Source organism: Arthrobacter sp. UYEF36 (genome assembly GCF_040547025.1).
Classification (GTDB): Bacteria; Actinomycetota; Actinomycetes; order Actinomycetales; family Micrococcaceae; genus Arthrobacter.
Map to the genome: position 1 here is coordinate 138,245 of NZ_JBEPOX010000009.1, position 23,987 is coordinate 162,231.

General features: G+C 67.9%; 18 protein-coding genes. 12 read left to right on the plus strand and 6 right to left on the minus strand.

From position 1 onward, the window contains the following. Positions 1-44: 44 nt before the first annotated feature. On the minus strand, positions 45-563 hold the full coding sequence (locus tag ABIB29_RS14260) for a DinB family protein (protein WP_354173461.1): 519 nt from the start codon (positions 561-563) through the stop codon (positions 45-47). Positions 564-1,218: 655 nt separating this feature from the next. Then, positions 1,219-3,738: a DNA gyrase/topoisomerase IV subunit A gene (locus ABIB29_RS14265; protein ID WP_354173462.1), complete on the minus strand. Its 2,520-nt coding sequence runs from the start codon at positions 3,736-3,738 to the stop codon at positions 1,219-1,221. Between the two features lie 67 nt (positions 3,739-3,805). Here ABIB29_RS14265 and ABIB29_RS14270 point away from each other — a divergent pair, with 67 nt between their 5' ends. The 3 genes from ABIB29_RS14270 (at position 3,806) to ABIB29_RS14280 (ending at position 8,555) form a co-directional block, all read left to right on the plus strand. Then, positions 3,806-6,490: a bifunctional acetate--CoA ligase family protein/GNAT family N-acetyltransferase gene (locus ABIB29_RS14270; protein WP_354173463.1), complete on the plus strand. Its 2,685-nt coding sequence runs from the start codon at positions 3,806-3,808 to the stop codon at positions 6,488-6,490. A 90-nt stretch (positions 6,491-6,580) separates the two neighbouring features. Next, positions 6,581-7,327 carry a DUF5998 family protein gene (locus ABIB29_RS14275; RefSeq protein WP_354173464.1) on the plus strand — a complete coding sequence of 249 codons (747 nt, stop codon included), beginning with the start codon at positions 6,581-6,583 and terminating at the stop codon, positions 7,325-7,327. Position 7,328: 1 nt separating this feature from the next. Continuing rightward, positions 7,329-8,555 (plus strand): alkaline phosphatase family protein, encoded by a 1,227-nt coding sequence (locus ABIB29_RS14280; RefSeq protein WP_354173465.1) that lies wholly within the window; start codon positions 7,329-7,331, stop codon positions 8,553-8,555. 54 nt (positions 8,556-8,609) lie between these two features. Here the strand turns inward: ABIB29_RS14280 and sepH are convergent, their stop codons facing one another. Further along, positions 8,610-9,971 (minus strand): septation protein SepH, encoded by a 1,362-nt coding sequence (gene sepH, locus ABIB29_RS14285; RefSeq protein ID WP_354173466.1) that lies wholly within the window; start codon positions 9,969-9,971, stop codon positions 8,610-8,612. Between the two features lie 357 nt (positions 9,972-10,328). Between sepH and ABIB29_RS14290 the strand changes: the two genes are divergently transcribed. Beyond that, entirely contained in the window at positions 10,329-10,628 is a 300-nt protein-coding gene (locus tag ABIB29_RS14290; RefSeq protein WP_354173467.1) for a DUF4193 domain-containing protein, read from the plus strand. Here the strand turns inward: ABIB29_RS14290 and ABIB29_RS14295 are convergent. Beyond that, positions 10,625-11,110, minus strand: coding sequence for a DUF3093 domain-containing protein (locus ABIB29_RS14295; protein WP_354173468.1), 486 nt, complete (start codon positions 11,108-11,110; stop codon positions 10,625-10,627). The two genes, ABIB29_RS14290 and ABIB29_RS14295, sit on opposite strands and share 4 nt — an antisense overlap. Positions 11,111-11,230: 120 nt before the next feature. On the opposite strand from ABIB29_RS14295, the gene dut reads away from it, so the two are divergent. The 4 genes from dut (at position 11,231) to ABIB29_RS14315 (ending at position 13,859) form a co-directional block, all read left to right on the plus strand. Then, positions 11,231-11,761 carry a dUTP diphosphatase gene (gene dut, locus ABIB29_RS14300; RefSeq protein WP_502915618.1) on the plus strand — a complete coding sequence of 177 codons (531 nt, stop codon included), beginning with the start codon at positions 11,231-11,233 and terminating at the stop codon, positions 11,759-11,761. Positions 11,762-11,927: 166 nt separating this feature from the next. Then, entirely contained in the window at positions 11,928-12,656 is a 729-nt protein-coding gene (locus ABIB29_RS14305) for a DUF3710 domain-containing protein (protein ID WP_354173469.1), read from the plus strand. A 34-nt stretch (positions 12,657-12,690) separates the two neighbouring features. Then, a complete protein-coding gene (locus tag ABIB29_RS14310; RefSeq protein ID WP_354173470.1) occupies positions 12,691-13,095 on the plus strand; it encodes a hypothetical protein in 405 nt (134 codons plus the stop codon). Next, a complete protein-coding gene (locus tag ABIB29_RS14315; protein WP_354173471.1) occupies positions 13,092-13,859 on the plus strand; it encodes a DUF3159 domain-containing protein in 768 nt (255 codons plus the stop codon). The genes ABIB29_RS14310 and ABIB29_RS14315 overlap by 4 nt, the downstream gene beginning before the upstream one ends. Before the next feature lie 70 nt (positions 13,860-13,929). Here ABIB29_RS14315 and ABIB29_RS14320 read toward each other — a convergent pair whose 3' ends face one another. Together ABIB29_RS14320 and ABIB29_RS14325 are read right to left on the minus strand one after the other, a co-directional pair. Beyond that, on the minus strand, positions 13,930-14,670 hold the full coding sequence (locus ABIB29_RS14320) for a potassium channel family protein (protein ID WP_354173472.1): 741 nt from the start codon (positions 14,668-14,670) through the stop codon (positions 13,930-13,932). Beyond that, positions 14,671-15,342, minus strand: coding sequence for a potassium channel family protein (locus ABIB29_RS14325; protein ID WP_354173531.1), 672 nt, complete (start codon positions 15,340-15,342; stop codon positions 14,671-14,673). A gap of 201 nt (positions 15,343-15,543) precedes the next feature. Between ABIB29_RS14325 and ABIB29_RS14330 the strand changes: the two genes are divergently transcribed. The 4 genes from ABIB29_RS14330 (at position 15,544) to dxs (ending at position 23,982) form a co-directional block, all read left to right on the plus strand. Next, on the plus strand, positions 15,544-17,520 hold the full coding sequence (locus tag ABIB29_RS14330) for an APC family permease (RefSeq protein WP_354173473.1): 1,977 nt from the start codon (positions 15,544-15,546) through the stop codon (positions 17,518-17,520). Continuing rightward, complete coding sequence (locus ABIB29_RS14335; RefSeq protein ID WP_354173474.1) at positions 17,517-18,863, plus strand: class I SAM-dependent RNA methyltransferase; 1,347 nt, start codon at positions 17,517-17,519, stop codon at positions 18,861-18,863. The genes ABIB29_RS14330 and ABIB29_RS14335 overlap by 4 nt, the downstream gene beginning before the upstream one ends. A 170-nt stretch (positions 18,864-19,033) precedes the next feature. Beyond that, on the plus strand, positions 19,034-21,847 hold the full coding sequence (locus tag ABIB29_RS14340) for an aconitate hydratase (protein WP_354173475.1): 2,814 nt from the start codon (positions 19,034-19,036) through the stop codon (positions 21,845-21,847). Positions 21,848-22,008: 161 nt separating this feature from the next. Further along, positions 22,009-23,982, plus strand: a complete 1,974-nt coding sequence (gene dxs, locus ABIB29_RS14345; protein WP_354173476.1) for a 1-deoxy-D-xylulose-5-phosphate synthase — start codon at positions 22,009-22,011, stop codon at positions 23,980-23,982. Positions 23,983-23,987: the final 5 nt, after the last annotated feature.

Genomic DNA, 23,987 nt, shown 5'->3' on the forward strand with positions numbered 1-23,987 from the left:
TACCCGTCCACGCGCTACCCGTCCACGCGCTACCCGTCCACGCGCTACCCGTCCACGTCGTGGAGGTGATGGACGACGTCGTGCAGGAAGTACTGCGAGAACGTCAGCACGGTGAACTCCGAACCGTTGCTGCGGATTCCCGTGCGGCCCCACTGATCCTCCGGGACCCGTCCGAAGGACGCGGCGATCTGCTCGCCCTCCGCGGTGAGTTCCGCGCTGACCCCGGCCGGGTCGGCGTTGGCGTAGTCCTTCTCGACCGCGGTCACGTCCTGGTCCCAGTCATCGAACCGGGCGTCCTCCTCGCGGAGCATCAGGTCCAGCCGGTAGTCGAACAGGCTGAAGACGTCCCGGACGTGGCAGGCGTACTCCAGCACGGACCACGTGTCCGCGTTCGGGCGTTCGGCGGCGTCGGGACGCCGCAGGGCGGCGCGCCAGCGCGGGAGCATGCTGGCCACGATCCCCGGCACCGTCGCGGGCGTCGCCGCCGAGGCATCGAAACCGCACTCGGGGCAGGTCCGCTGAAGGACCCAGGTCCAATCCTTAATATCCGGGATGATAGGCATGCGAGCAGTCTAGGCGCATTCCGGGGGAGCTGAAGGGCGAGGCCGACAAAAGCCGGCCCACGCGGGCGGGACGTCCAGACCGACGCCTTGTGACCCCTTGTGGTCCAATCAAGTCGGGGGTTAGGCTTCCGGCACGTGGAACGTGGCGGCTTCAGCCTTCAGCTCCAGACATGGGCCAAGCATCTATAGAGGGGCGCACCCTCGAGTGGGGCGTGCTATCAGCACGCCGAGTTCGCCGCAATTCAGGACCAAACCCGTGTCCGTTTGCTCGAAAATCTCTTACCCAACACTCTGGTCTGCAGGGCACGCCCTCACGGCAATACAAATAAGGTCATCGGCGCGGGGAGCTAAGTCGCCCACAGGAGTCTATTTCTGCAGCCCATGCCGCCGGTGGCACCTCACTTCGAAGTCGAAAGTCGAAGATTCCCGAATGGGCCCGACACCGTTGCTTCGCTTAGTTCCGTGCCTGCCGGTGAGTCCACGTCGGATATTCACCACATATGGCCGCTATGGCCGGCCTCGTAGCGGCCATATGTGGTGAATGGGTGAGCTGCAGCGGCCATTTGTGGTGAATAGGTGAGCGGCGATCGTGGTCTGTCACCCTGTCACCCTGTCACCCGGTCGGCGGAAAAGCGTGTTCCCGGCCGCAGCGGGCCTAGGCCTCAGCCTCAGCCTCCGGCGGCCAGGACATGCTCGGACCAATCGCGTCGATGGCCTGGGAGAGCGGGATGCCGGACCCGTCGCGGCGGCCGTGCTCGCCGGGAAGGGACCGGGCCACCCCGGCCTGGGAGGACGCCTTTGCGGGGCCGTGGCCGGCCCACGCGAGCAGCAGGGTGTCTTCGCCCTTGAGGAAACGGTGTGCCCGGACCCCGGCGGTGGCGCGGCCCTTGGCCGGGTACTCGGCCAGGGCGGTGACTTTGGCGGCGCCCGGAGCGGTGCCCGGAAGCGCCCCTTCCGTGCCGGCGATGGTCACCACGACGGCGTCGGCGTCAGCCGGGTTGGCCGCGCCGAAGAACATTACCTGGTCCCCGGCGGCCAGCTTGATGCCGGCCATGCCGCCGGCAGTCCGGCCCTGCGGACGGACACCGGAGGCAGGAAAGCGCAGCAGCTGCGACTGCCGCGTCACGAAGACCAGGTCGACGTCGTCAGACCCCGCGGGGGCGACACCCACCACGGCGTCCTTGTCCTTGAGCGCAATCACTTCCCAGTCCTCCCGGTTCAGCGGGTAGTCGGGCTGGACGCGCTTGACCACACCCTGGGCCGTGCCGATCGCCAGCACCTCATCCAGCGGCGCGAACGCCACCAGCGATTCGCTCTTGAGCAGCGTGATGAAGTCCTTGGCCGGCACGCCGCCGGCCATGTTCGGGGTGCCCGAGGTCGGCGGCAGCATGGGCATGTCCATCACCTGGAGCCGGAGCATACGGCCCTGCGAGGTGACGGCGGCAATCTCGCCCCGGGCTGACGTTTTCACCACGGAGGTGAATACATCGTGCCGGGTCCGCGGGCCGGACTCGGCGAGGCTGTCCTGGTTGGCGGTGCGCGCGATCTGGCCGGAGGCGGTCAGGATCGCCCAGCAGGGATCATCCGCGATCTCCAGGGCCAGGGGGGCGGACTTGCCCTTGGCTCCGGGCGCAGCGGCGAGGGCGGCGACGGTGGGGGAGACGGCCTCGGATTCGAGCAGCACCGTCCGGCGCGGGGTGCCGTATTTCTCGGAGATCTCGGCCAGTTCGGCCGAGACAAGGGCGCGGAGCCGCTCGCTCGAGCCGAGGATGGCTTCGAGTTCGGCGATCTCCCGGCGCAGTTCGTCCTGCTCCTTCTCAAGTTCGATCCGTGAGTATTTGGTCAGCTGCCGGAGCCGCAGCTCCAGGATGTAGTTGGCCTGGATCTCGGTGAGGTCGTAGATGGACATCAGCCGGGTCCGGGCCGCGGCCACCTCGTCCGAGGACCGGATGATCTGGATGACCTCGTCGATGTCCACGATCGCGATCAACAGGCCCTCGACCAGGTGCAGGCGGTCCTTCTTCTTGCCGAGCCGGAAGGCGGTGCGCCGGCGCACGACGTTGATGCGGTGCTCCACATAGACGGACAGCAGCTGCAGCAGCCCGAGGGTCTGCGGCTGCCCGTCGACCAGCGTGACGTTGTTGATGCCGAAGGAATCCTCCATCGGCGAGTAGCGGTACAGCTGCTGCAGCACGGCGTTCGGGTTGAAGCCGTTCTTCAGCTCGATCACGAGGCGCAGGCCGTGCTTGCGGTCCGTGAGGTCCACGATGTCGCTGATGCCGGCGAGCTTCTTGCCGTTGACGGCGTCCTTGATCTTCTCGATCACCTTTTCCGGACCCACCATGTACGGCAGTTCCGTGACCACCAGTCCCGTGCGGCGGGCCGAGAGCTGTTCGACCTCCACCTTGGCGCGGGTCTTGAACGAGCCGCGGCCGGTGGCGTAGGCGTCGCGGATGCCGTCCAGGCCTACGATCCGGCCGCCGGTGGGCAGGTCCGGGCCGGGGACGAACCTCATGATGTCCTCGAGCGTGGCATCCGGGTGCTCGATCAGGTGCCGGGCCGCGGCGATCACTTCCACCAGGTTATGCGGGGCCATGTTGGTGGCCATGCCGACGGCGATGCCGGTCGCGCCGTTGACCAACAGGTTCGGGAAGGCCGCCGGCAGCACGTCCGGCTGGGTCAGCTGGTTGTCGTAGTTGGGGACAAAGTCGACGACGTCCTCGTCGAGGTGGTCCGTCAGGGTCAGGGCCGCGGCCGCGAGGCGGGCCTCGGTGTACCGCGGGGCGGCGGGGCCGTCGTCGAGCGAGCCGAAGTTTCCGTGGCCGTCGATGAGCGGCAGCCGCAGCGAGAAGTCCTGCGCCATCCGCACCATGGCGTCGTAGATCGCCGTGTCACCGTGCGGGTGCAGCTTCCCCATGACCTCGCCCACCACGCGGGCGCTCTTGACATGGCCACGGTCCGGGCGCAGGCCCATCTCGCTCATCATGTACAGGATGCGCCGCTGCACGGGCTTCAGTCCGTCGCGGGCGTCCGGGAGAGCCCGCGAGTAGATCACCGAATAGGCGTACTCGAGGAACGAACCTTCCATTTCGGAGGTGACGTCGATATCGACGATGTTTTCTACGAAATCCTGGCTGGCTTCCCCTGCCGGGGACGGGGTTTGGCGGCGGGCCATGAGGCTGGTGGGTCCTTCTGAGCGTTGCAGAACGAAAGCTGCGAAAGTTTATGACTAGGCTAAGCCTATGGTGGATCAGCCCGTGGACGGCGTATATCCGGAATATTGGGAAGCTGATGTTGTGCTGCGCGACGGCGGGACAGCCCATCTTCGCCCGATCCACGCGTCCGACGCCGATGCGGTGCAGGCCTTCCACGTGGGGCAGTCGCAGAAGTCCATTTACATGCGGTTCTTCGCGTTTAAGTCCAAACTCTCCGCCAAGGAGCTCAAACGGTTCACCGAGGTGGACTACAAGGACCGCGTGGCCCTCGTGATCACCATCGGCGGGGAAATCATGGGCATCGGCCGCTACGACCGGCTCGATGACCCCGAGGAAGCCGAAGTCGCGTTCAACATTTCCGACGCGCACCAGGGCCGCGGCATCGGGTCCATCCTGCTCGAGCACCTCGCCGCCGCCGCCCGCGAAAACGGGATCCGGAAATTCAGCGCCGAGGTGCTCCCGGAAAACCGCAAGATGCTTATGGTGTTCTCCGACGCCGGCTACGACGTCAAGCGCCACTTCGACGACGGTGTGGTCAGCCTCGAATTCAACATCGACCCCACGGACAAGTCCCGGGCCGTGATGGAATCGCGGGAACACCGCGCCGAGGCCCGCAGCATCCAGGAACTGCTCGCGCCGTCCTCCGTGGCCGTCATCGGGGCCAGCCGCAAATGGGGCACCGTGGGCTACCAGCTGCTGGAGCACATCATCGAAGGCGGGTTCACAGGCCCGGTCTACGCGATCAACCCGGAGGCCTTCGAGCTCGCCGGCATGCTCTCCTTCGCCCGGCTCTCCGAGGTGCCCGGGCCGGTCAAACTCGCGATCATCGCGGTCCCGTACGCCGAGGTCCCCAAGGTCGTGGAGGAATGCGGCGCCGCCGGGGTCAAGGGCATCGTCGTGGCCACCGCCGGGTACGCGGACGACGGCGAACGCGGCCTCGCCCGGCAACGCGAACTCGTCCGGCAGGCCCGCGCCAACGGCATGCGTGTGATCGGCCCGGCCTCGCTGGGCATTATGAACACCAACCCTGCCGTGTCCCTCAACGCCTCGATGGCGCCCTCGCTGGGCCGCCGCGGCGGCCTGGGCCTGTTCAGCCAGTCGGCGGCGATCGGCGTCTCCCTCTACGCGGCCTCCAGCCGGCGCCGCGTCGGGATCTCCACCTTCCTCTCGGCCGGGAACCGCGCCGACGTCTCCGGCAACGACATGATGCAGTTCTGGGAGGACGACGCCGACACGACCGCCGTCGGACTCTACCTGGAATCGATCGGCAACCCGCGCAAGTTTTCCCGCCTGGCCCGGCGCCTGGCCCGGACCAAACCGGTGATCGTGGCGAAGTCCGACGCGATGGGGCTGCCCCCCGGCCACGCCGTCCGCACCACCCAGGCCCCGCCGGAGGCGCTCGACGCGATGATGCGCCAGGCCGGGGTGATCCGCGTCGAGACCATCGAACAGCTCATGGACGTCGCCCAGATCGTCTCCAGCCAGCCCCTGCCGAAGGGGCCGGGGATCGCCGTCTTCAGCAACTCCCGGGCGCTCGGCAAGGTCGTCGCGGACAGCGCGGCGGCTCATGGACTCGGTGTGGAGCGGATTGTCACCGACGTCGACCTGGACGCCGGGATGTCCCTGGCGCTGCCCGCGCTGCGGCACAGCCTGCAGGAGGTCCTCACCGCGGACACTGTCCACGCCGTGGTGGCTGCGCTGCTGCCGGCCCATGGCCTCACCGTGGAAAAGATCGCCGGAGTCCTCGCCGAATGTTCGGTGGCGGCCGGCAAACCCGTGGTGGCGGCGTTCAGCGGGTTGCTGGACCCGTCCATCTACGTGGAAGGAATGGTGGGCGACGAGGCCGGATCGACGGTTGTTCCCTGCTACTCGAACCCTGGCGCGGCAGTGGCCGCGCTGGGGTCCGTGGTCCGCTACGCCCAGTGGCTGGACCGGGACCAGGGCCTGTTCGTGGAACCCGAGGGCTGCGACCCGGATGGCACCCACGACGAGCTGGAACGGCTGCTGGACAAGGTGGGCGGAGAGCAGCTGGTCCGGCTGGACGCAGAAACCGCCGCAAGCCTGCTGGCCCGCTATGGCATCAGGGTGGTTCCGTCCGTCGGCTTTGAAACCGCCGAACAGGCCATTTCCGCCGCGGACCGTCTTGGCTGGCCGGTGGCGTTGAAGACCACCGACCCGGCCCTGCGGCACCGCCTGGACCTTGGCGGGGTGCGCCTGGACATCCAGGACGCGGATTCGCTGCGGCGGAATCTGCAGGAGATGCGCAAGTCGCTGGAACGCTACGGCTCGCCGTCGCTGGAAGTGCAGACCATGGCGCCGGTGGGGCAGGCCTGCACCTTCCGCGCCATCGAGGACCCGCTGCTGGGCCCGGTGGTCTCCTTCGGGCTGGCCGGTGATGCCGTGAACCTGCTGGACGACTGGGCACACCGGGTCCCGCCGCTGTCCGGCTCGGACCTGCATGACTTCATCCGGGCCCCCCGGGCCTCGCGGAAGCTCTTCGGCTATCAGGGACTGCCGCCCGTGGACGCCCGGGCCCTGGAGGACCTTGCCGCCCGGCTGACCAGGCTCAAGGACAACCATCCGGAAATCGCCCTCGTCGACTTCAACCCTGTGCTCGCCGGGCCGGAGGGGGCCTCGATCCTCGCGGCCGACGTCCGGATCGCCAACGCCGCCCAGCGGACCGACAGCGCCCGCCGGGCGATGCGCAGCTGACATCTCACGCAAGCGGCGGGGAGTCGGCGGGATAGCCGCCCGGCCGGGAGCGGTTAGCATGTCCCCAGCCGATCTGTGAAAATGGAGACCATGAGCTTTCAGTCTCCGACACCCAAGCCCCAGGCGACCGTCTCCGGACGCCCGGGCGGCGCGAACCACCACGGCCTGCATGACCACAGCGCGCAGGGTCAAAGCCTGGAAGGTGCCCTCCAGCAGGCCGGTTTCTACCCCCGGCTCGTGGCCGACGTCGTGGCCGACGCCCTCGACGGGCGCGACTGCGTGGCCCACCTGGTGCATCTTGAGACACACTTCGAGCGCGCCGAGGTCCGCCGCCACATCACTGTGCTGGTCCTGACCCAGGACATGCTGGTCATCACCCATGTGGACGACCAGCAGCTGGACGAGGCGGGGGAGCAGACCGTCGCTCAGGTCTCCACGGAGTCCGTGCCCGTGACGCAGATCCGCTCCGTCGTGCTCAGCTATGTGTACGCGCAGCCCCAGGACTACAAGTCCTCGGATCCGGTCCGCGAGCTGACCCTGTCCATCGCCTGGTCCGGCGGCCAGCGTCTCGACATGGGACCGGCCAGTTGCGGCGACCCGCAGTGCGAGGCCGATCATGGCTACAGCGGCACCATCACGCAGGAAGATATCGTGATCCGGATCAGCGCCGAAGCCGACGGCCTGCAGGCTGTCCAGGACGCCAAGCTGTTCGCCCGTGCCCTTCGTGCCGTCAACACCGGATCCACCGCCCCGGTGCCGCATACCGGCCCCGGCCTGCCGCCGCGCCCGCGGATGGGCGTCTTCGGAAGCCGCGCCAGCCGCGGCCACCAGCGCTGAGATGACGTCGGTCCGCGTGCCCGAACCGTTGTCCTCCGCCCCGGCGCTCCCGCAGAGCCTGCCCGCAGCCCCGGCTTTCGGAGACCGTTCCATCGCCGAGGTCCTCACGAGCGCCGCGGCCAGCGTGGGCGTTCCCGGCTTCGAGAACCGCCTCAAGCTGCCCGCGGCCAAGCGCATCTGCGTCGTGCTCGCCGACGGGCTGGGCCGCAACCTGCTCAAGCAGAAGTCGGCGCACACACCGTTCCTGCGCGCCGTGATGCAGTCCGGCCAGGGGCAGGTGCCGGTCTCGCTGGACTCGGCCTTTCCGTCCACCACCGCAGCGTCCCTGGCCAGCTTCGGCACCGGACTCGCGGCCGGGCAGCACGGCATGGTGGGCTACGACGTGCTGGACCCGGACCAGGACCGGGTCGTCAACATGCTGGGCGGCTGGGACGCCGGTGTCGATCCGGAGCAATGGCAGCCGTTCCCCACCGTTTTCCAGCGGGCCGCCGAGCACGTGGAGGTCACCACCGTCAGCCTCCCGCAGTTCAGCGACTCCGCCATGACCCGGGCCGCGCTCCGGGGCGGCCGCTACGCCACGGCCACCACCTCGCACGCCAGGACCGCGGCCGCCGCCGAGGCGATGGCCGGAGCCGGACGGTCGCTGATGTACTTCTACGTCAACGAACTGGACAAGGCCGGGCACCGCCACGGATGCCAGTCACCGCAGTGGGAGCACCAGCTCGAGGAACTCGATGCCACGGTAAAACGGCTGAGCGCCACGCTGCCGGCAGGCACCACGATCCTGCTCACGGCGGACCACGGCATGCTGGACGTGCCGGAGTCCCAGCGGATCGACTACGCGGCCGACCCTGCCCTCGTCGCCGGGGTCCGCCACACCGCGGGCGAGCCGCGGATGGTCCACCTCTACCTGGAGGAGTCGGAAGGCGAGTCCGGCCGGGTGCGGCTGCTGGAGGCCTGGCGGGCGCGTTTCGGCGACCGGATCTGGGCGTTCACCCGGGAGCAGGCCATCGCCGCGGGGCTGTTCGGTGAAGTCCGGGCAGAAGTCGGCCCGCGGATCGGCGACGTGATGATCGCCGCCAGGGACGCCCTTGCCTTCTATGACACCCGCCGTGTCCGGCCAACGGCCCTTGAAGTCGTGGGCCAGCACGGTTCGCTGACGAAAGCCGAACGCGAAGTCCCGTTGTTGTGTTTCCAGGCCGATGGAAAAAGGGCACCCCGCGCCTGACTGCGCGTGAAGTGCCCTTAAGCGCGTTGCCGCTCCTGGAATCCGCGGCGAGGGTTAGTCCCCGCGGGCTCCGAAGACGATCTCATCCCAGCTCGGAATGCTGGAGCGCTTCGGCTTCGCCGGCTGGCGTTCCGGCTGCTCCGCATCGCGGTCCTCGTCCCGGGCAGCGGCGGGGGTCTCACGCTGCTGGCGCCGCGGGGTTCCGCCGCCCAGCAGCTCGTCCAGCCCCGGGCTGGACGGAGGGCCCTGCCGGCCCGCGGGCCGCAGGGCCGAGGCCGCGATGGTGATTTCCCGGGTATCGGTACTGACTCCGTCATGCAGTTTCAGCGTGTCGTCCGGGACCTCCTCCTGGCGGGGAGCCAGGGTGAGCCTTGACATGATGGAGGGCCTGCCGTCGCGGCGTCGTTCCCAGGGGTCGGCGGCCGGGCGGGATTCCGGGTCCACAGCATCCGGGTGCTCCGGCTCGCTTGACCCGGACCCGGGACCGGCGGGTTCCAGCTCGGCCGGCGCCTCTGCAGGGACCTCGGAAGGGCGCGGATGGGCCGCGGGAACACCGTTGGTCAGCAGCGTGGCGAGGGCGTCGTCGGCGTCTTCGTCCACTCCGAGGCGCTGCCCGCGGCGGGAGCGCAGCATGTCGAGCAGACCGTCGGATTCCTGTTCCTGCTGCAACTGGAGCTGCTGGACCACCTGGAGCTGGGCGGTCGCCGTACGGGCGGCAGCGTCGGCGTCGGTTTCAAAATCAAAGGGCCGGTCGGAGACGGCGGTGAGCCGGCGGGCCGGGAGGGGCCCGTCAAGGGGCTCTAACTCGCTGAGCTGCTGGGCCCAGCGGTTGGCGTTCTGCAGGGACTTCCGCGCCGGGCTGAAGGTCCACATGGCAGGCGGTTCCTCGCCGATGCCGGCCGGGCCGCCGGCTGCCGCCTCGAAGCGGGCCACTACATTCCAGCTGCCGTCCGGGCGCCGCCAGGAGTCCCACTCCAATGTGGCGACATCAATGCCGTGCGCGCTGAGCCGGTGGGCCACCATCTCGCCGAGCGAGGCGGGCTGGTCCCCGAACACCGAGCGGTACACGTCGTGGCCGGGGGCCGGGGCGGCGACCTCCACCTTGCGGGCCTGCTGGGCGACGTGCTCGCGTTCGGCGAGCACCGGACCCTCGTAGCGCTGGACTTTCGCGAGCGGAATTCCGGAGAGCTCCGCCACCTCGGCCGCCGTCGAGCCGCTGCGGATCCGCGCCTGGATATCGCGTGGAGACATGGCAATGGGCGCGGCGACCGCGCCGGAGGCGGCCTTGGCCGACGTCCGGCTGGCTGCCACCCGAAGTGCTTCATCGATTGGCAGCTGGAACATCTCGCCGCCGGTGCCGCTCAACAGGAGATGCTTCCCGTCGTCGTGGACGCCTACAAGCCGTAGATCCTGCATACAAATCCTCCACCCTGGCATTACTAACAATCGAAACTCTGCCACCGATGCGGGCGAATTCCGGTGAGGACGAAGGGCGCGCCGTCATTTTCCGCGAATTTCCGCCACTTTCCGGCCCCTCAACGGCTCGCGTGCCGGCCCGGTCCCGGCCGCGGCAGCCCGGGGTCCCTGCCGCGGACCAGAGGACTCTGGCTTTCACTGGGCGCTTAAGCAAAAATGACCCGACATCGGGCACAAAAACCGCGTGTCCGGCGTTGACACCGGAGAACCGCACCCGGGGGCCCAGGGCTACAGCCTGTGGGGACCATCCGGGCCCGGCGACCCATCCGAACGACTGCGGAGTGTGAGCAACAAACCATGGCGACTGACTACGATGCGCCGCGCAAGACCGAGGAGGACCTCAGCGAGGACTCCCTAGAGGCGTTGAAAGCGCGGCGTACGGAAAAGCCTTCCGCAGTGGTCGATGAAGACGAATCGGACCTTGCGGAAGGCTACGAGCTTCCCGGCGCGGACCTGTCCGGGGAGGAACTGCTGGTCCGGGTCCTGCCGGCCCAGGCCGACGAATTCACCTGTGCCTCCTGCTTCCTCGTCCGCCACCGTTCGCAGATTGCCCGCGAAAAGGATGGCTTTAAGTACTGCAAGGACTGCGAGGGCTAGGAGTTCAGGGCGGCGAGCAACTCGTCCGGGCGCCGCGTGGACGTGAGCCAGTAGGGGGTCCGGTCGGAGGGATCGGTGATCTCGATGCGGACCACCGGGTCGATCCAGCCGCGGATGCACAGGAACGCCAGGCCGTTGAGGCGGGTGCCGCGTTCCGCGGTCGCTTCCTGGCCCCGGAAGGCGGACGCGGTGCCGACGAAGCGGCGTTCGATCGTGGCGCGGCCGACGCGCAGCGTGGAGCCGGTGACCGTGATGGCGGGGGTCGAGAGGACCAGCAGGACGGCGATGATCGTGAACAGGACAACGGCCGCGGTGAGGCCGGCGGCCAGGCTGATGGGGGCGAACACCAGGATCCCGGCGCCTGACAGTCCCGCCGACACCAGCCAGATCCAGAAGTTCGGCCAGAGCTTCTCGCTGTACAGAACGGTGTCGTCGCTGGGGGTGCTGTTGGGGGCAGGCACGGCTGCACTGGATTCGGGCATAAGCCCAGCTTTCCACTTTTCCCGGGCTATTTCACCTTGACGGCAGAAGCGGGTGCGGGGGTCCGCGCCCGCCGGCCGCGGCTAGGCTGATCTTCCCGGCGGGCGTTAGAGTGAGGGACTGTGACTGAAGAAACGACTGCGGTGGACGCCGCCGAAGCGGCACAGCCGGAAGCACAGCCAGCGGCAGAGTACGGTACCCCCACCCTGACGGTGCAGCTGAAGATGCTCGACGATGGCCTGGAACCGCCGTCGTATGCGCACCCGGGCGACGCCGGAGCGGATCTGCGCTCCCGCGAGGACGTGGTGCTGGAACCGGGGGAGCGCCGCTTGGTTCCCACCGGTGTGGCCATTGCCCTCCCGGACGGCTTTGTGGCCCTGATCCACCCGCGGTCCGGGCTCGCGACCAAGCACGGACTGACCGTGGTGAACGCACCCGGCACCGTCGATGCCGGCTACCGCGGAGAAATTGCGGTGACGCTGCTGAATACGGACCGCCACCACGCGATCGAACTCAAGCGCGGCGATAGAATTGCACAAATGGTTATTCAGCGCGTGGAGTACGCCCGGTTCCTTCCAGTCCAGGAACTGAACGGCTCGGTTCGCGGCGGTGGAGGCTTCGGTTCCACCGGCGGCTTCGGCGCGCCGGTCTGACCGTACGCCGGCCAGACCGCAGTATTGCAGTGACTTATGAGCAGGACCCATAAGCAGGACGTACCAGCCGGCCGCTGTTTCTGCATGAGTGCAGAATCAGGCAGCAGGCGCCCTGCGGACCCGGCGCAACGCGGCGGCAGGGAATCACAACAAAGGAGACAAACCCATGGTTTTTGGGCGTGGCAGGAAAGCCAAGCAGGAACAGCTGACAGACTCCGGGGAAACCCGGGAGGAGATCACTGACGCCACCGCCGATGACTCTGTTGGGACGTCCGCCGCCTCCGTCCGCGGCGCCACGGGTCCTTTCGACGTCTCCGAAATCGAGGACCAGGAGGGCTATGTGGACCTCGGGGCTCTCCTGATTGCTCCCGCCGAAGGCCTGCAACTGCGTCTTGAGGTCGAGGAAGCCACCCAGCGGGTCGTCGCCGTCACCATGGACCTGAACGGCTCCAGCCTCCAGCTCCAGGCCTTCGCGGCTCCCCGCTCCGAAGGGCTGTGGGACGAAATCCGTGAGCAGATCGGCCAGTCGGTGGGCAGCCAGGGCGGCCAGATCGAGGAGGTCCAGGGCGGTTTCGGCACCGAACTGCTCGCCAAGCTCCCGGCCAGTGGGACCGACGGAAGCCACGGCTACCGCGTTGCCCGCTTCATCGGCGTCGACGGTCCGCGCTGGTTCCTCCGCGGTGTCCTCGGCGGCGAGGCCGCTGTGGATCGCGACGCGGCCGCCGGCCTTGAGGGGCTGTTCCGGCAGATCGTGGTGGTGCGCGGGGAGAACCCCATGCCGCCGCGGGACCTGCTGCAGCTCCGACTGCCGAAGGACAACGCCGTGCCCGCACCGCAGTCCGCCCCGGACCTCGGGCAGCCGGAACGTGGACCGGAGACTACCCAGATTGGCTAATGCCCCCCGCCAGGATCCGTCCTCCTCTGTCTCCGTGAGGGGGTTGCCGGATCGTGGCCGCGTGTTGTGCCACGGCTACATCGAGTCGGTCACCTACGCACCGGCCAGCCAGGTGGCCGCTTTCACCGCGGTCATCGTCGACCACGATGCACCCAAAACCCGCGGTGCCAAAGCGGTCCCCGCCGGATCCGCCGCACCGGCCGCCGGGCCCGCCGCTGCTGCCACCGGATCCGTCGCCCCGCCGGCCGGGGCCGCCGGCCGGCAGCGGTCCGCCGTTCCGAAGGACCGGCTCAGGGTCGTCTGGCTCGGACGGCGCCGCATCCCGGGCATCGACGCCGGCACGGAACTCCGCCTGCAGGGCATGGTCACCGTGCGCGACGGACTGCCGACCATGTTCAATCCCCGCTACGAGATCGTGTCCCGCCAGGAGGAACAATGACCGTGCCCGAGAAGCCCGAGCCCGCTGTTCCGCCCGCCGCAGCCCTGCCCGGCGCAGCCAAGCAGGGACGTGACCAGGAGCCCGCCGCAGTCCAGCCAACCGTGGCGCAGCTCGCCGAAGGCTACGCGGCCAAGGCCGGGCTGCACCGGTCCGGCAGCGGCAATATCGACGTGCTCAAGAGCGCCGGCGGTATCCAGGGCATTGCCGAAAGCATCCTCCCGGGCCTGGTTTTCCTGGTCACCTTCACGATCACGCGTGAACTGCCCCTGGCGCTGATCTGCGCACTGGCCGTGGCCGCGGCCTTCACCGTCGTCCGCCTGGTCCAGCGCAAACCGCTGACGCAGGCACTGGCGGGCATTGCCGGCGTCGGGGTCTCCGCGTGGCTGGCCAACAGCACCGGCAAGGCCGAGGACTTCTACGTCCCGGGATTCTTCACCAACTTCGCCTACATCGTGGCGATGTCGATCTCGATTGCGGTGCGCTGGCCCTTTGCCGGGCTGATCTTCGGGTTTATCCGCAACGAAGGCCTGGACTGGCGGAAAGACCCGGCCCGGGTCAAGGCCTACCAGATCGGCACCTGGGTGATCATCGCGGTGCTCGCCCTGCGGTTGCTGGTCCAGGTTCCGCTGTACTTCATGGGCGAGCCCGGCTTCGCTGCCCTCGCCACGACGCGGCTGCTGATGGGTGCGCCGCTGTACATCCTGGGCATCTGGGTCGCCTGGCTGCTGACCCGTCCCGCCCCCAAGCCCACCCCCACGGCCTAGCCAGTGGTTGCGCTACCAGGTCCAGTCGTTCCGGCCTTCCGGAACCACCCGGACTGACAGCGCAACCGGGTTAACCGTCGAAGCCGTCGTCCTCCGGCAGTGGGTTCCCGTGGCCGGCCCGGTCCGGGGTGAGCTGCTCGTCATCGCCCTGCGACTCCGGCGAGAGCAAGGCGCGCAAGTCATCCTCGGCCGCGATCGTGGTCACGAAGAACAGCTCGTCGCCGCCGTCGATCACATCATCGCGGCTCGGTGTGATCGGCGCCTGGTCCCGCAGGATCGCGACCAGGGTTGAGTCCTCGGGCCAGTCGATGTCACCCACGGTCAGGCCGATCACATGCGAGTCGTGCGGGACCGTAAACTCCACCAGCGATGACACTCCGGTCTGCAGGGTCAGCAGGCGGACGAGGTCGCCGATCTCCACAGCCTCCTCAACGAGCGCGGTCATCAACTGCGGGGTGTTGACCGCGACGTCGACGCCCCAGGAGTCGTCGAACATCCAGTCATTCTTGGGGTTGTTGACCCGGCCCACTGTCCGTCCGACGCCGAATTCTGTCTTCGCCAGCAGCGAGACCACCAGGTTGACCTTGTCGTCGCCGGTCGCGGAGACCACGACGTCGGCGTCCTCCAGTTTCGCGTCCTGGAGGGTGCTCAGCTCGCAGGCATCGCCAACCAGCCAGTGGGCGCCGCGCAGGCCGCTGCGCCCGATCACTTCCGGCTTCAGGTCGATCAGCAGGATCTCGTGTTTGTGGGCCAGCAGTTCGCGCGCGATCGAGGAACCGACGCTTCCCGCCCCGACAATGACGACTTTCACTCAGGACTCCTTGGCGGGGGACTTGGCAAGAATATGGGCGACTTCGGTGCTGCGGTCCACACCCAGCATGGCGTGCACGGTGTCGCCGTCCTGGTACAGGGTGCCGGCCACGGGCAGCATGCCCTCGCCGAACCGGGTCAGGTAGGCGACGCGGACACCGGCGGCCTTCTCTATCGAGGTGACCGGGTGGCCGATCCAGTCCGGGTTCAGATCCACCTCGGCGAGTACCAGCCGGCCGGAGGGGTCCCGGAAGTCGCCGGCAAGGTGCTGTTCGGGCAGGATCCGGCGGAGCACCTGGTCCGCGCTCCAGCGCACGGCGGCGACCGTGGGGATGCCCAGGCGCTGGTAGATCTCGGCGCGGCCCGGGTCGTAGATCCTGGCCACAACGTGCGGAACATGGAAGGTTTCGCGGGCCACCCGGGTGGCCAGGATGTTGGAATTGTCGCCGCTGGAGACCGCAGCGAAGGCGTAGGCATCCGCGACGCCGGCCTGCTTAAGGGTCTCCCGGTCAAAACCGACGCCGGTGACCTTGCGGCCGGTGAAACCCGTGCGGAGCCGCCGGAAGGCACGGTCGTCCTGGTCGATGATGGCCACGGAATGGCCCGCGTCCTCGAGTGTGTGCGCGAGGGTTGCCCCCACGCGGCCACAACCCATAATCACGAAGTGCGCCAACCGTGCCTCCTGTTGTTCCTGTACTGCTGCTGCGTAAAACTCTACCGGCCACCACGGCCCGGGCAGCCAGCCCGGCGGGGGCCGCAGCGACCCGCCCGGCACCAGGCCCGGAAGCAGGCCATGCTGCCAGCCGGGAGCCGCCCCGACGGCGGGGATCACCGCCGTCATGACATCGCGTCCGAATCGGACTAGCTTTGTGTGGTGCCGACAATTTTCAATGCCGTGAAGCGGGTGCTGGTAGGCAGGCCGTTCCGGAACGACAACCTGGCTCACACCCTGCTTCCCAAGCGGATCGCCCTGCCCGTGTTCGCCTCCGACGCGCTGTCCTCTGTGGCGTACGCGCCGGATGAAATCCTCCTGACGCTGGCGCTGGCCGGCGTCAGTGCCGTGGCGTTCTCGCCCTGGGTCGGTCTGGCCGTCATGGTGGTGCTGCTGACCGTCGTCGCTTCCTACCGCCAGAACGTCCACGCCTACCCCTCCGGCGGCGGCGACTACCAGATCGCCAACGAGAACCTCGGCAAATATGCCGGGCTCACCGTCGCCTCCGCGCTGCTGGTCGACTACGTCCTGACCGTCGCCGTGTCGATGTCCTCCGCCGCCACGTACCTGACCACCGCCGTGCCCTCACTGCACGGCCAGCAGGCCACCATCGCGACAATCGGCGTCGTGATCCTGGCCCTGGTGAACCTGCGCGGCATCAAGGAAGCCGGCAATTTGTTCGCCCTGCCGACCTATATCTTCATGGCCTCCATCCTCGGCATGACCGCCATCGGCGTCTTCCAGGCCTCCACCGGCCAGCTGGGCGAGGCGCCCTCGGCAGCCTTCACGATTGTTCCCGCACCCGGCTTCGACGAGGGACTCGTCGGACTCGCCGGCGCGTTCCTGCTGCTCCGGGCCTTCTCCTCCGGCGCCGCAGCGCTGACCGGCGTCGAGGCCATCAGCAACGGCGTGCCGAACTTCCAGAAGCCCAAAAGCAAAAACGCCGCCACCACCCTGCTGCTGCTCGGAGTGATCGCCTCCGCCATGCTGGCCGGCACCATCTACCTGGCCAACGCCACCAAGGTGCACATCGTGCTGGACCCGGCCACGGAGTTCCTGCTCAACGGCCAGCCCCTGCCGGAGGGCTACATCCAGAGCCCGGCGATCAGCCAGATTGCCCAGACCATCTTCGGCGCAGCGTCCATCCCCTTTTTCATCGTGGTCGCCGCCACCGGCGTGATCCTCGTCTTCGCGTCCAACACGGCGTTCAACGGCTTCCCGGTGCTCGGCTCGATCCTGGCCCAGGACGGTTACCTGCCCCGCCAGCTGCGCACGCGCGGAGACCGGCTGGCGTTCAGCAACGGCGTCCTGGCGCTGGCCGCCGGCGCGCTAGTGCTGATTATCGCGTTCAACGCGGACGTCACCAAGCTCATCCAGCTCTACATCGTGGGCGTCTTCATTTCCTTCACCATGAGCCAGCTCGGCATGGTCCGGCACTGGGGGCGCGAGCTCAAGCTCGCCAAGGATCCGGCCGTGAAGCTGCGGATGGTCAAGTCCCGCACCATCAACATGATCGGCTTCGGCATGACGGCCCTGGTCCTGCTGATCGTGCTGATCACCAAGTTCGAACAGGGCGCGTGGATTGCGCTGCTGGCCATGTTCGTGCTGTTCCTGATCATGTGGAGCATCAGGGCGCACTATGACAACGTTGCCAAGGAACTCGCCGTGGATGAGGACTCCTCACCGCGGGCCCTGCCCACCCGGGTGCACGCCGTGCTGCTCGTCTCGCACGTCCGCAAGCCGGTGCTGCGGGCCCTGGCCTACGCCCGCGCGTCGCGGCCCTCCAGGCTGGACGCCATTACCGTGGACATCAGCACCGAGGAGACCGAACAAACAATCGCGGACTGGGAGAAGCTGGAAATCCCGGTACCGTTGACGGTGCTGGCCAGTCCGTTCCGCGAAACGGTGACGCCCATCATGGAGTACATCACGAACATGCGGCGGGATTCCCCGCGCGACCTGATCGTCGTCTACATCCCCGAGTACGTCGTGGGTAAATGGTGGGAGCAACTGGTGCACAACCAGACCGCACTGCGCATCAAAACCCGGCTGCACTTCGAGCCGGGCGTCATGGTGGCCAGTGTGCCGTGGCAGCTGAAATCATCCGAAGAAGCCAAGAGACTGCAGGACATCCAATGAGCTCCGACACCCAGACGCAACCCCACACCGAACTGACCGTCGACGTCGGGCCGGTCGCCCACGGCGGGCACTGCGTGGCCCGGCACGAGGGCCGCGTGGTGTTCGTCCGCCACGGCATCCCCGGCGAGAAGGTCCGGGTCCGCCTCACGGAGGACGGTCCCGACGCCAAGTTCTGGCGCGGGGACGTCGTGGAAGTCCTGGAGCCTTCCCCCGACCGGGTGGAGCACGTCTGGGACCTGGCCGATTCCGTGCGCTCCTGGTCGCACCGGCACCCGCCGGTGGGAGGCGCCGAACTCGGCCACATCTCCCTCGGACGCCAGCGCAGCCTCAAGGCCGAGGTACTCGCCGAACAGCTGAGGCGGCTGGCCGGCGTCGAGGACCCGGTAACGGTGGAAACCGTGGGGGACTCCGGAACGCCGGCGACGGCGGGCCTCGCCTGGCGTACCCGCGCCGGCTTCGCCGTGACCCCGGCCGGCAAGCTCGGCATGCACGCGCACCGCTCGGACACAGTCCTCCCGGTCCGGGAGATGCCCCTGGCCTCGGACGCCATCAACGCACTCCGGCTCTGGGACATCGACCTGCAGGGCATCGAGCGCGTTGAAGTCGCCGCCCCGGCCAACGGCTCCCGCCCGCTCGTCCTCCTGGTGCCTGCCGCGGGAACCAGGGCCAAGCGGCTCAGTGCGGTCCTCGCCCAGCTGCCCGAGGACGTCTCGGTGGCCAGCTTCGATCCGATCAAGGGTGAAGTGCTGCGGCTGCGCGGACGCACCTACGTCCAGGAGACCGCGTCCGGCCACGACTACCGCGTCACCGGCGACGGTTTCTGGCAGATCCACCGGGACGGCCCGGACACCCTTGTGGGCGCCGTGACCGGATTCCTGCACGACGGCGGATTCCTGGAACCGGGCGCCGCGGTGGCGGACCTCTACGCCGGGGCGGGGCTCTTCACCGCGCCGCTCGCGGATGCCGTGGGAGTCACCGGGTCCGTGCTGTCCGTGGAAGGATCGCCCGGCACCAGCCGGGACGCCCGCAAAAACCTCCATGACGCAACCCAAGTGGAGATTGTCCAGGGCCGGGTGGAACGGGTGCTGCGCGAGAAAGCGCGCACGTTCGACGCTGTCCTGCTGGACCCGCCCCGGGCCGGTGCCGGCAAGGCCGTCGTGAACCAGCTGGTCGGGGCCGGCCCCCGGGCCGTTGCCTATGTGTCCTGCGATCCGGCGTCCTTTGCCCGCGATGTGGGCTACTTCCAGCAGTCCGGCTGGGAACTGGCGGGACTGCGTGCCTTTGACCTGTATCCGCACACCCACCACATGGAGACTGTGGCGCTACTGACTCCCCGGGGCTGAGGCCACTAGGATGGGCGGAGTAGTCCGACGTCGCGCTCCGTAATCACGGCTGACCTCCTGCACCCTGTATTGGTCCTTGTGCGAACAAGGCCGGTTCTAGTTAGGACAACCTAACTAGCAAGGGGTCTGCGGCGCGACAAAGATGAAACTGTTGCGAGAGGAGTCCTGCGATGAGCATTGTGGACAGCTTCGGTTCAAAAGGCAAACTTAATGTAGCCGGTACCGAATACGAAATTTTCCGGTTGAACTCCGTTGAAGGTGCAGAAAACCTTCCGTTCAGCCTCAAGGTATTGCTTGAAAACCTGTTGAGGACCGAGGACGGCGCCAACATTACGGCCGATCACGTCCGAGCACTGGCCGGCTGGGACCCCAGCGCCGAGCCCGACACTGAAATCCAGTTCACGCCGGCGCGCGTGATCATGCAGGACTTCACTGGCGTGCCCTGCGTTGTGGACCTTGCCACCATGCGTGAAGCAGTCAAGGAGCTCGGCGGTGACCCCAAGCGGGTCAACCCGCTGGCACCTGCCGAAATGGTGATCGACCACTCCGTGCAGATCGACGCCTTCGGCAACTCCGGCGCACTGGAGCGCAATATGGAGATCGAGTACCAGCGCAACGGCGAGCGGTACCAGTTCCTGCGGTGGGGCCAGACGGCGTTCGACGACTTCAAGGTCGTCCCGCCGGGAACCGGCATCGTGCACCAGGTCAACATCGAGTACCTGGCCCGCACGGTCATGACCCGCGAAATTGACGGCGTCGTCCGGGCCTACCCGGACACCTGCGTGGGCACCGACTCCCACACCACCATGGTCAACGGCCTGGGTGTGCTGGGCTGGGGCGTCGGCGGCATCGAAGCCGAGGCGGCCATGCTCGGCCAGCCCGTCTCCATGCTGATCCCGCGCGTCGTCGGCTTCAAGCTGACCGGGTCCATCCCGGCCGGCGCGACCGCCACCGACGTCGTCCTGACCATCACCGAGCAGCTGCGCAAGCACGGTGTGGTCGGCAAGTTCGTGGAGTTCTACGGCGAAGGCGTCGCGGCTGTGCCGCTGGCCAACCGCGCCACCATCGGCAACATGAGCCCGGAGTTCGGCTCCACGGCCGCCATGTTCCCGATCGACGACGTCACCCTCGACTACCTGCGCCTCACCGGCCGCTCGGACGAGAACGTTGCCCTGGTGGAGTCCTACGCGAAGGAACAGGGCCTCTGGCACGATCCTTCCAAGGAGATCAAGTTCTCCGAGTACCTCGAGCTGGACCTGTCGACGGTTGTTCCGTCGATCTCCGGCCCGAAGCGCCCGCAGGACCGCATCATCCTCACGGAGTCCAAGGACCAGTTCCGCCAGGACCTGCGGAACTACGTGAAGGAAGAGCTGGCCGGCGGAAGCCTGGACGAGGCAATCGACGAAAGCTTCCCTGCTTCCGATGCGCCGTCGTTCACCGCGTCGGGGACGCACCTGACCGACGAGGCTCCGCACGCGCACGGCCCGGCGTCCAACGGCCGCCCGTCCAACAAGGTCAGCGTCAAGACCGCAGACGGCCGCGAGTTCGAACTGGACCACGGCGCCGTCTCGATCGCCTCGATCACGTCCTGCACCAACACGTCCAACCCGTCCGTGATGCTGGCCGCCGCACTGCTGGCCCGCAACGCCGTCGACAAGGGCCTGACCTCGAAGCCGTGGGTCAAGACCTCCGTGGCTCCCGGTTCCAAGGTTGTCACCGACTACTACAACAAGTCGGGCCTGACCCCGTACCTGGAGAAGCTCGGCTTCTACATCGTCGGTTACGGCTGCGCGACCTGCATCGGCAACTCCGGCCCGCTCGACGCCGAAATCTCCGAGGCCATCCAGGCCAACGACCTTTCCGTCACAGCGGTGCTCTCCGGTAACCGCAACTTCGAAGGCCGGATCAACCCGGACGTGAAGATGAACTACCTGGCCTCGCCGCCGCTGGTCATCGCTTACGCCCTGGCCGGAACCATGGACTTCGATTTCGAGAACGACGCCCTGGGACAGGACGAGGCCGGCAACGACGTCTTCCTGAAGGACATCTGGCCGAACCCGGTCGAGGTCCAGCAGGTCATCGACTCCTCGATCGACAAGGAAATGTTCGCCCGCGGCTACGAGGGCGTCTTCGAAGGCGACGACCGCTGGAAGGCACTTTCCACCCCGGCCGGCGACACCTTCGCCTGGGATCCGAAGTCCACGTACGTCCGGAAGCCCCCGTACTTCGAGGGCATGAAGGCCACGCCGGAGCCCGTCACGGACATCACCGGTGCCCGCGTGCTGCTGAAGCTTGGCGATTCCGTCACCACGGACCACATCTCACCGGCAGGGTCGTTTAAGTCGGACACCCCGGCCGGGCAGTACCTGCTTGCCAACGGTGTGGAGCGCAAGGACTTCAACTCCTACGGCTCGCGCCGTGGCAACCACGAGGTCATGATCCGCGGAACGTTCGCGAACATCCGGATCAAGAACCAGATCCTGGACGGCGTCGAGGGTGGCTTCACCCGCGACTTCACCCAGGCCGACGGCCCGCAGTCCTACGTCTACGATGCAGCTCAGAACTACCAGGCCGCCGGCATCCCGCTGGTCGTCCTGGCCGGCAAGGAGTACGGCTCCGGCTCATCCCGTGACTGGGCAGCCAAGGGCACCGCACTCCTGGGCGTCAAGGCTGTCGTGGCCGAAAGCTACGAGCGCATCCACCGCTCCAACCTGATCGGCATGGGCGTCCTGCCCCTGCAGTACCCGGCCGGACAGAACGCTGCCAGCCTCGGGCTGACCGGCACGGAAACCTTCGCGGTTGAGGGCGTCACCGCCCTCAACGAGGGCACCACGCCGAAGACGCTCAAGGTCACCGCCACCGCCGAAGACGGCACCGTCACGTCCTTCGATGCCGTCCTGCGCATCGATACCCCGGGCGAGGCTGACTACTACCGCAACGGCGGCATCCTGCAGTACGTGCTGCGCCAGATCTCCGCCAACTAGCGCAGAGGCCCTCCCGCAGGGGAGGAACAGCTGCCAGGTGCGAAAGCCCCGGCCGGTCCCTGACCGGCCGGGGCCTTTTCGTGCCCAGCGCGTTCCGGCACGAGTGCTACCCCGGAGGCGTTAGAGTTAAAAGGCATGTCTACCACCCGAAGGAGGGGCCGTTGGGAATCTTGGAGACCATCCGGAATCCGCAGGACCTGAGCAAGTTGTCAGAGGCGCAGCTGGATCAGCTGGCAGCCGACGTCAGGGAATTCCTGATTGGCAACGTCTCCCAGACGGGCGGGCACCTGGGCCCGAACCTCGGCGTCGTCGAACTCACCATCGCGGTCCACCGGATCTTCGATTCCCCCCGCGACAGCATCGTCTTCGACACCGGCCACCAGTCCTACGTGCACAAACTCCTCACCGGACGACAGGACTTCAGCACCCTGCGCCAGCAGGGCGGACTGTCCGGCTACCCGGACCGCGCCGAATCAGTGCACGACATCGTCGAAAGCTCGCATGCCTCGTCCTCGCTCTCCTGGGCGGACGGGATCTCCCGCGCCCGGCAGCTGACCGGCGACGGCGACCGCTACGTCATAGCCGTCGTGGGTGACGGCGCCCTGACCGGCGGCATGGCCTGGGAAGCGCTCAACAACATCGCCGCGGACAAGAAGCGCCGCGTCGTGATCGTCGTGAACGACAACGGCCGCTCCTACGCCCCGACCGTGGGCGGCTTCGCGGACTACCTCGCCTCGCTGCGCCCCACCATCGATTCCTTCCGCGCCGCCCCGGCCTACGAGGGCACCCTGGACTGGTGGCGGAGAAAGCTGCAGAACGGTGGCCCCGCTGGTCAGTTCACTTACCGCAGCCTGCACGCCATGAAGAAGGGCGTCAAGGACTGGTGGGCGCCGCAGGGCATGTTCGAGGACCTCGGGATGAAGTACATCGGACCCGTGGATGGCCACAATCTCCAGGCCATGGAGCACGCACTGGCCACCGCCCGGAACTACGCCGGTCCCGTGATCGTGCACGCCATGACCGAGAAGGGCCACGGCTACGCACCCGCCCGCGCCCATGAAGCGGACCAGTTCCACGCCGTCGGCATTATCGACCCGGAGACAGGCGAGCCCACCGAGGCCGGCGGCGCCAAGTCCTGGACGTCCGTCTTCGCCGACGAGATCGCCGAGATCGCGGATGAGCGCAAGGACATCGTCGGCATCACCGGTGCCATGCTGATCCCCGTCGGGCTGCACAAGTTCGCCGCACGGCACCCGGAGCGGGTGTTCGACGTCGGCATCGCCGAACAGCACGCCCTCACCTCCGCCGCCGGCATGGCCTTCGGCGGGCTGCACCCCGTCGTCGCGGTTTACGCAACATTCCTGAACCGTGCCTTCGACCAGCTCCTGATGGACGTCGCCCTGCACAAGGCCGGCGTCACCATCGTCCTGGACCGGGCTGGCGTCACCGGGCCCGACGGCCCCAGCCACCACGGCATGTGGGACATGGCCATGGTCCAGATCGTTCCCGGGCTGCACCTCGCCGCACCCCGCGACGCCAGCCGGCTGCGGGAGGAACTCCGGGAGGCCGTCGCCATCGAGGACGCCCCCACCGTGATCCGCTACTCCAAGGGCACCGTGGGCGCCGAAGTGGAAGCCATCGAGCGGCTCAGCGACGGCGTGGACGTACTGGCCCGCCGCCCGGCCGGCTCCAGCGACAACGACGTGCTGATCGTCAGCGTCGGTGCGATGTCCGAACTCGCCCTGGACGTCTCCAACCGCCTCGGCGCACAGGGCATCAGCTCCACGGTCGTGGATCCCCGCTGGCTGCTCCCGGTCCGGAAATCGATTATCGCCCTCGCCTCCCACCACCGCCTCGTCATCTGCATCGAGGACGGGGTCCGTGCCGGCGGCGTCGGGTCGCGGATCCGCCAGGAAATGCGGGCCGCAGGGGTGGACACGGCGCTGAACGAGGTCGGCCTCCCGGTGGAGTTCCTCGTCCACGGATCCCGCAGCCAGGTGCTCGAACGGGTCGGTTTGACCGCCCAGCAGATCACGCATGACGTCGTGGCGCAGGTCCTGGGGACCAAGGTGCCCTTCGCCAGGCCGCTCCCGGGCCAGGAACACCCCAGCACGGGCAGCCTGCCGATCCTGTGAGGATC

Excerpts from the sequence above, each read along its gene's own strand:
- ABIB29_RS14260 (WP_354173461.1), bottom strand. The coding sequence starts at position 563 with ATGCCTATCATCCCGGATATTAAGGATTGGACCTGGGTCCTTCAGCGG.
- ABIB29_RS14270 (WP_354173463.1), top strand. The coding sequence starts at position 3,806 with ATGGTGGATCAGCCCGTGGACGGCGTATATCCGGAATATTGGGAAGCT.
- ABIB29_RS14290 (WP_354173467.1), top strand. The coding sequence starts at position 10,329 with ATGGCGACTGACTACGATGCGCCGCGCAAGACCGAGGAGGACCTCAGC.
- ABIB29_RS14335 (WP_354173474.1), top strand. The coding sequence starts at position 17,517 with ATGAGCTCCGACACCCAGACGCAACCCCACACCGAACTGACCGTCGAC.
- ABIB29_RS14340 (WP_354173475.1), top strand. The coding sequence starts at position 19,034 with ATGAGCATTGTGGACAGCTTCGGTTCAAAAGGCAAACTTAATGTAGCC.
- ABIB29_RS14295 (WP_354173468.1), bottom strand. The coding sequence starts at position 11,110 with ATGCCCGAATCCAGTGCAGCCGTGCCTGCCCCCAACAGCACCCCCAGC.
- sepH (WP_354173466.1), bottom strand. The coding sequence starts at position 9,971 with ATGCAGGATCTACGGCTTGTAGGCGTCCACGACGACGGGAAGCATCTC.
- ABIB29_RS14275 (WP_354173464.1), top strand. The coding sequence starts at position 6,581 with ATGAGCTTTCAGTCTCCGACACCCAAGCCCCAGGCGACCGTCTCCGGA.
- ABIB29_RS14305 (WP_354173469.1), top strand. The coding sequence starts at position 11,928 with ATGGTTTTTGGGCGTGGCAGGAAAGCCAAGCAGGAACAGCTGACAGAC.
- ABIB29_RS14280 (WP_354173465.1), top strand. The coding sequence starts at position 7,329 with ATGACGTCGGTCCGCGTGCCCGAACCGTTGTCCTCCGCCCCGGCGCTC.
- ABIB29_RS14315 (WP_354173471.1), top strand. The coding sequence starts at position 13,092 with ATGACCGTGCCCGAGAAGCCCGAGCCCGCTGTTCCGCCCGCCGCAGCC.
- ABIB29_RS14265 (WP_354173462.1), bottom strand. The coding sequence starts at position 3,738 with ATGGCCCGCCGCCAAACCCCGTCCCCGGCAGGGGAAGCCAGCCAGGAT.